Below are 7,118 nucleotides of genomic sequence, written 5' to 3'. Positions count from 1 at the left end.
TCGATGGAGCGCCGTGTGCGGTGAAAGTCGCATGCACGGTGTGGAGCGGGGGAAAATCCGGAGATAACTTCAAAGGATTACCTATCGCTATCAGGGGCGAAATCTCAGGGGATGAAACAGTTAATGGCAGGCGGCGGTGTAGCCCTGATCGGCACAACCCTTGTCCCTCTGCTCTCCGGTCTTTTCGGTTAATCAGAAAAAGGAGGTAATTGCCTTTGGACAGCATACTCCAGCAGATTACAGAGTGGCTGAAAGAAATGCTTGTATCAGCCATTATGGGGAACCTGTCGGGGATGTTTGAGTCCGTCAACAATCAGGTTGGAGAAATCGCAACCTCCGTTGGCAAGACTCCGGCGAGTTTTTCGCCGGAAGTCTTTGCAATGGTACGAAACATCTCCGAATCAGTGATTATCCCAATAGCAGGTCTGATTCTTACTTTTATTGCCTGCTATGAACTGATTCAGATGATCATTGATCACAACAATTTGTCGAACTTTGAAACATGGATATTTTTCCGCTGGGTGTTTAAGACGTTTGTTGCAGTCATGCTCATCACAAACACATTCAATATCACAATGGCAGTTTTTGATGTCGCTCAGCACGTCGTGAATGCCAGTGCGGGAATCATCTCCGGGGATACGGCGATTGATGCGTCTGCATTGGAAGCAATGGAAGATACGCTGATGGCAATGGATCTGGGACCTTTATTGGGACTGTTTTTGCAGTCCTTTATTGTTCAGGTCACAATGGCGGCACTGGCAATCGTCATTTTTATCATCGTTTATGGAAGAATGATAGAAATTTATTTGGCGGTCAGCCTTGCACCAATTCCCTTTTCCACCTTTGGAAACCGGGAACAGAGCAATATCGGGCAGAATTATCTACGCTCTTTGTTTGCACTTGGTTTTCAGGGCTTCCTGATTATGATCTGTGTTGGCATTTATGCGGTGCTGATTCAATCAGTAGCATTTTCAGATGACATTATCGCTTCCATCTGGAGTGTCATGGGTTATACCGTACTGCTGTGTTTTACCCTGTTTAAGACAGGAACGCTTGCCAAGAGCGTGTTCTCCGCTCATTAAGGAGGTCGGAATGAAAAAATATAAGGTAATTTATGCAGATCCTCCATGGGCATATCGTGCCTGGAGCCAGAAAGGGAAAGGACGTTCTGCTGAAAGTCACTATTCAACCATGAGCCTTGATGATATAAAAGCACTTCCTGTGGGAGAACTTGCGGATAAAGACTGTGCTTTATTCATGTGGATCACATTTCCTCTTTTAAGAGAAGCGTGGGATGTGATTGAATCGTGGGGCTTCACCTATAAAAGTGTTGCGTTTGTCTGGGTGAAACAAAACAAAAAAACGCCTTCACTATTTTGGGGAATGGGTTATTGGACGAGGGCAAATGCAGAATTATGTATTATCGCCACAAAAGGAAGTCCGAAAAGGCAATCAAAATCTGTTCATCAGGTTATTATGTCTCCCATCGAACAGCACAGCAAAAAGCCGGATATAACCAGAGATCGGATTGTGGAGCTTATGGGAGATGTCCCCCGCATTGAGCTGTTCGCCAGACAGAAAACAGAAGGCTGGGATGTCTGGGGAAATGAAGCCCCTGACAGCGTAGAACTGCCGGAAATGGAGGTGGTATAGTTGGCAGCATATATTCCGGTTCCCCGTGACCTGACACGGGTAAAAACAAAAGTGTTCTTTAATCTGACAAAAAGACAGCTGATTTGTTTTAGTGCGGCGGCTCTCATTGGGTTGCCGCTGTTCTTTTGGGTAAAAAGCTTTGGGAATGTGAGCCTTGCGTCGCTGACGATGATCTTTGTCATGCTCCCTCTGTTCTTTTTGGCAATGTATGAGAAAGACGGTCAGCCTCTGGAAATCATTGCAGGACATTTTATCCAGTCAAAATTCATTCGCCCAAAGATTCGCCCTTATCAAACGAATAATTATTATGACGCTCTCCTGCGTCAGTATCAACTTGAGAAGGAGGTAGAAACGATTGTTTTTCCAGAAGAAAAAGCAGACAAGAGAAGTCAGAATGCCTGCCAATCTGAATCGCAGACAGCAGAAAGAAATTAAGGCGGTTGTAGAACGGGCAAAGAAAGACAAAGGTGTGCCGCAGACAGCCCAGCAGTCCATTCCTTTTCAGAGAATGTTCCAGGACGGGATCTGCCGGGTTACGGACAGCTACTACACCAAAACCATTCAGTTTCAGGACATTAACTACCAGCTGGCACAGCAGGAAGATAAAACGGCAATCTTTGAGGAATGGTGCAGCTTCCTGAACTTTTTCGACAGTTCCGTTCACTTTGAGCTGTCCTTTATGAATCTGAGTACCGATGCGGAAAGTTTTGAAAAGAGTATCCGTATTCCATTTCGGAAGGATGCCTTTAATTCTTCCCGTGCCGAATACAGCCAGATTCTGAAAAAGCAGCTCTCCCAGGGCAACAACGGTCTGACAAAGACCAAGTACCTGACCTTTGGGATTGAGGCAGAATCCATGCGGCAGGCAAAACCCAGACTGAACCACATTGAAAATGATCTGCTCAATAACTTCCGCCGCCTGGGTGTAAATGCCGTAACTCTGAACGGCAAGGAGCGGCTTCATCTTATGCACTCCATGTTCCACATGGGTGATCCAGATAAATTTTTCTTTGACTGGAAGTATCTTGTGGAGTCCGGTCTGTCAGTGAAAGATTTTATCGCCCCTACTGCATTTGCTTTTCAGACAAGCAGAACCTTTCAGATGGGAACTATCTTCGGTTCCATGTCCTATCTGCAAATCACAGCTTCTGATCTGAGTGACCGTATGCTTGCAGATTTCCTGGATATGGAGTCTACGCAGATTGTAACCATGCACATTCAGTCCGTGGATCAGACGGCGGCAATTAAGACCATTAAGCATACCATTACAGAGCTTGACCGTTCCAAAATCGAGGAACAGAAAAAAGCAGTCCGTTCCGGATATGACATCGACATCATTCCCAGTGATCTTGCCACTTATGGAAAGGATGCCAAGGCACTTCTAAAGGAATTGCAGAGCCAGAATGAGCGAATGTTTATGCTGACATTTCTTGTGATGAACACCGGTCGCACAGAGCAGGAACTGGAGAACAATGTGTTTCAGGCACAGAGTATTGCACAGAAGCATAACTGCAATCTTCGCAGACTGGACTTTCAGCAGGAACAGGGATTGATGAGCAGCCTGCCTCTGGCACAGAATCTCATTGAAATCCGCCGTGGAATGACAACAAGTTCTACGGCTATTTTTGTGCCTTTTACCACACAGGAGCTGTTTCAGAGCGGTGGGGAAACGCTGTATTATGGCTTGAATGCTCTTTCCAACAATCTGATTATGGTAGACAGGAAGAAACTGAAAAACCCTAACGGATTGATTCTCGGTACTCCCGGTTCAGGTAAATCTTTTTCAGCAAAGCGTGAAATCACGAATGCGTTTCTTGTAACCGATGATGACATTATTATATGTGATCCCGAAGCCGAGTACGCCGCCCTTGTTCATAAATTTGACGGTCAGGTAATCAAGATCAGTTCTTCAAGCACAAACTATATCAACCCGATGGATATTAACACCAACTACTCTGAGGACGATAATCCGGTGGCTTTGAAGGCGGACTTTATCCTGTCCCTCTGCGAACTGATCATGGGCGGAAAAGACGGTTTGCAGCCCATTGAAAAGACGGTTATTGACCGCTGTGTGCATCAGATTTATCAGCGGTACTTTGATCATCCTATGCCGGAGAATATGCCCATTCTGGAGGATCTGTATAATGCCCTTCTGAAACAGGAGGAAAAGGAAGCCCATCATGTGGCAACGGCTCTGGAAATCTATGTAAAGGGTTCCCTGAAGCTGTTTAACCACAGGACAAATGTGGACATCAATAACCGTCTGGTCTGCTATGACATTAAGGAACTGGGGAATCAGCTGAAAAAAATCGGTATGCTGATTGTTCAGGATCAGGTCTGGGGGCGTGTGACTGCCAACCGCAATGCGGGCAAATCGACCAGATATTATATTGATGAGTTCCATTTATTGCTGAAAGAAGAACAGACTGCCAATTATTCTGTAGAGATTTGGAAGCGGTTCCGTAAATGGGGCGGCTTGCCGACGGGTATTACCCAGAATGTAAAGGATCTGCTCCGTTCGCCCGAAATTGCCAATATCCTTGAAAATTCGGACTTCATTTATATGCTGAACCAGGCAAGCGAGGATCGGACAATTTTGGCAAAGCGTCTGAATATCTCTCCGCACCAGCTGTCTTATGTAACCAATTCCGGTGAGGGCGAGGGACTTCTGTTCTATGGTAATGTGATCCTGCCCTTTATTGACCGGTTCCCGACCGATACGGAACTTTACCGTATTATGACCACGAAATTAAATGAAGTGGTACAGGGAAAGGAGGTCTAACACATGGCAAAGAAACCTACCCGCCTTCATTTTACAGAGGATGAGCTTGCAGATCCCCGGCTTCAGAAAGCCGCCGAACGGGCAGAGAAAGCTGCTGACAGAGCTGAAAAAGCGGTGGGAAAATTATCTTCTCAGAAGAAAACCCATAAGCTTCATCTGGAAACAGATGCTTCCGGCTCACGGAAAGCGAAACTCCGCTTTGAAAAAGCAGTCATTTCAGAAGTTTCGGAACGCCCTTCTAGGGCAAAGCAGCTTGTTACCCGGAGTGCCGCAGCGTCTGTTACGGTCAAAGCACATCAGGCAGTATCGGAATATGAAGATGATAATGTGGGGGTGCAGTCTGCACAGGAAATGACAAAGGCGGCGGAAACTACTGCCTATACGGCGGATCATGCAGTATATAGCCGTAAACTGAAAGCTCACGATAAGGCAGACCGGCTGACAGAGAAATCAGACAAAGCCAATGTGAATGCTCTCTATGAAAAATTCAAGAGGGAACATCCGGATGCCAGTTCCAATGTAATTTCTCGTTGGAAACAAAGGCAGGCGATCAAAAAAGAATATGCTGCCGCCAGAGCCGGTAAAGATACGGCAAAAAATACGGCGGCGGGTGCGAAAGGAACCGGAAAAGCTGCAAAAACAGTAACGGAAAAGGTATCTGCGTTCTGTGCATCACACTCTAAAGTAATCCTGCTTGTATTAACCGGCGGGCTTCTTTTTATGATTGTATCCAGTATGTTCTCCTCCTGTGGAGCCATGTTCCAGGGCGGTATGCAGACCGTTCTTGGAACCTCTTTTACTGCAAAAGACGAGGACATTATCGGAGCGGACGATGATTATAAAGCTCTGGAAGCTTCCCTGCGGGATGAAATCAATCAAATTGAAAGCACTCACAGCGGGTATGATGAGTACCGGTATGAACTGGATGAAATCAACCATAATCCCTATGAATTGGCGGCATATCTGACCGTAAAATTTGAGGATTATACCCGTTCTGAAGTTCAGGACACTTTGCAATGGCTGTTTGAACAGCAGTATGAACTGACGCTGACGGAAGAAGTTGAAATTCGTACCGGAACCACATCCTCCACTGATCCGGAAACCGGAGAAACCACCACAGAGGAATATGAGTATGAATATTATATTCTTCATGTAAAGCTGGTAAACAAAGGTTTGAACCAGGTCATTCTAAATTCAGAATTATCAGAAGATGAAATGGAGCGATACCATGTATTGCTTCAAACCAGAGGAAACCGACCGGAACTTTTCGGAGATGATATTTACGCCACACCGGGCGGCGAATATACCGACTATGATATTCCGGGAGAAGCTCTGACAGATACACGATTTGCCAATATGATCCAAGAAGCGGAAAAATATCTGGGCTATCCTTACGTTTGGGGAGGAAGCAGCCCTTCCACCTCTTTTGACTGCTCCGGTTTTGTATCCTGGGTAATCAACCACTGCGGGAATGGATGGAATGTTGGCAGGCAGACAGCAAACGGACTGATGGGATGCTGTGACATTATTCCGCCGGATTCTGCCAGACCGGGGGACCTGATCTTCTTTCAGGGAACTTATGATACTTCCGGTGCATCGCACGTTGGAATCTATGTAGGAAATGGGATGATGATCCACTGTGGAAACCCGATTTCCTATGCATCCATTGAAACAAGCTACTGGCAGCAGCACTTTTATTGTTATGGAAGAATCAAATAAGGAGGGACTTCGAGTGGGAACAAAATTAGAAAGAATCGGTGCAGATCTGGAAAAAGCACGAAAAAAACAGGCTGAGTGGACAGCACGGGTAAAAGATTTGGAACGCAGATACCAGGAGGAAGAAAATACAGAGATCCATGACATGGTTCATGCGGCAAATCTGAACCCGAAACAGCTTTCAGAGCTGCTTAAAATGTTTGCTTCGGATATGGTTCCGAAGCCGGAAACAATCCATTCGATAAATGAGGAGGAAGTGCAGAATGAAATTTAAGAGAATCAGTGCGGTATTACTGGCATTTGTCATGTGCCTCGGAATTTTTTCTACTACGGCGTTTGCTTATGTGGACGAAAATGCAGCGGAGGAACCATCCGTTGAGGAAACGGCTTCTGAACCGGAAGCAGCTCCCGAACCTGCGGAACCAATGAAGCCACTGACACCCGACGGAAATCTTACGCTGGTCGATGATGAAGGAAAGCCTTCCAGTGTCGGAAAGCAGTTCATCACTGTTGTTACAAAAAACGGCAATTATTTTTATATTATCATTGACCGGGATGATAAGGGCGAACAGACGGTGCATTTTCTGAATCAGGTAGATGAAGCTGATCTTCTGAAACTGATGGATGAAAAAGAAGCGGCAGAACATACAAAACCGGAAGAAACACCGGCTCCAGAACCGGAAATCAATGAACCAGCACCAGAAGCTGAAAAACCAGTTCCAGAAGAAACGCCGAAAGTAAATGTTCTGCCGGCAGTTCTGGCACTGCTTGCTCTAATGGGCGGTGGCGGTTTCTTTGCCTTTAAGAAAATTCAGGAAAAGAAGAAAGAAAAGGAAGCGGCAAAGCCCGATCCGGATGCAGATTATGTGGATGACGAGGAGGACTACGGATATAGTGAGGAATTTGAGGACGAGAATTCGGAGTTCTCTGATGAGGAGGATCATGAACCGGTATAAGGTTGAGTCAT

At 45.9% G+C, this 7,118-nt stretch carries 7 protein-coding genes and 1 pseudogene; all 8 read left to right on the top strand.

Annotated elements, in window-relative coordinates:
• Nucleotides 1-93 precede the first annotated feature (93 nt).
• Nucleotides 94-192, top strand: a pseudogene (locus ACZM6M_RS10885) (Maff2 family mobile element protein); the annotation flags it as partial.
• 23 nt (nt 193-215) lie between these two features.
• Nucleotides 216-1,082: a VirB6/TrbL-like conjugal transfer protein, CD1112 family gene (locus ACZM6M_RS10880; protein WP_489490414.1), complete on the top strand. Its 867-nt coding sequence runs from the start codon at nt 216-218 to the stop codon at nt 1,080-1,082.
• A 10-nt stretch (nt 1,083-1,092) separates the two neighbouring features.
• Nucleotides 1,093-1,653, top strand: coding sequence for an MT-A70 family methyltransferase (locus tag ACZM6M_RS10875; RefSeq protein ID WP_489490413.1), 561 nt, complete (start codon nt 1,093-1,095; stop codon nt 1,651-1,653).
• Nucleotides 1,654-2,088, top strand: coding sequence for a PrgI family protein (locus tag ACZM6M_RS10870; RefSeq protein ID WP_489490412.1), 435 nt, complete (start codon nt 1,654-1,656; stop codon nt 2,086-2,088).
• Nucleotides 2,048-4,435 carry a VirB4-like conjugal transfer ATPase, CD1110 family gene (locus ACZM6M_RS10865; RefSeq protein WP_489490416.1) on the top strand — a complete coding sequence of 796 codons (2,388 nt, stop codon included), beginning with the start codon at nt 2,048-2,050 and terminating at the stop codon, nt 4,433-4,435. Before ACZM6M_RS10870 ends, ACZM6M_RS10865 begins: the two co-directional genes overlap by 41 nt.
• A 3-nt stretch (nt 4,436-4,438) precedes the next feature.
• Nucleotides 4,439-6,154, top strand: a complete 1,716-nt coding sequence (locus tag ACZM6M_RS10860; protein WP_489490411.1) for a C40 family peptidase — start codon at nt 4,439-4,441, stop codon at nt 6,152-6,154.
• A 13-nt stretch (nt 6,155-6,167) separates the two neighbouring features.
• A complete protein-coding gene (locus ACZM6M_RS10855; protein ID WP_489490410.1) occupies nt 6,168-6,425 on the top strand; it encodes a DUF4315 family protein in 258 nt (85 codons plus the stop codon).
• Nucleotides 6,415-7,107 (top strand): DUF4366 domain-containing protein, encoded by a 693-nt coding sequence (locus tag ACZM6M_RS10850; RefSeq protein ID WP_489490409.1) that lies wholly within the window; start codon nt 6,415-6,417, stop codon nt 7,105-7,107. The genes ACZM6M_RS10855 and ACZM6M_RS10850 overlap by 11 nt, the downstream gene beginning before the upstream one ends.
• Nucleotides 7,108-7,118: the final 11 nt, after the last annotated feature.

Source organism: Enterocloster sp. (assembly GCF_057861365.1).
The sequence above is the reverse complement of the archived record's forward strand: the minus strand, read 5'-3'. Positions and strand labels throughout refer to the sequence as shown.

Excerpts from the sequence above, each read along its gene's own strand:
- ACZM6M_RS10860 (WP_489490411.1), top strand. The coding sequence starts at position 4,439 with ATGGCAAAGAAACCTACCCGCCTTCATTTTACAGAGGATGAGCTTGCA.
- ACZM6M_RS10850 (WP_489490409.1), top strand. The coding sequence starts at position 6,415 with ATGAAATTTAAGAGAATCAGTGCGGTATTACTGGCATTTGTCATGTGC.
- ACZM6M_RS10875 (WP_489490413.1), top strand. The coding sequence starts at position 1,093 with ATGAAAAAATATAAGGTAATTTATGCAGATCCTCCATGGGCATATCGT.
- ACZM6M_RS10865 (WP_489490416.1), top strand. The coding sequence starts at position 2,048 with ATGCCTGCCAATCTGAATCGCAGACAGCAGAAAGAAATTAAGGCGGTT.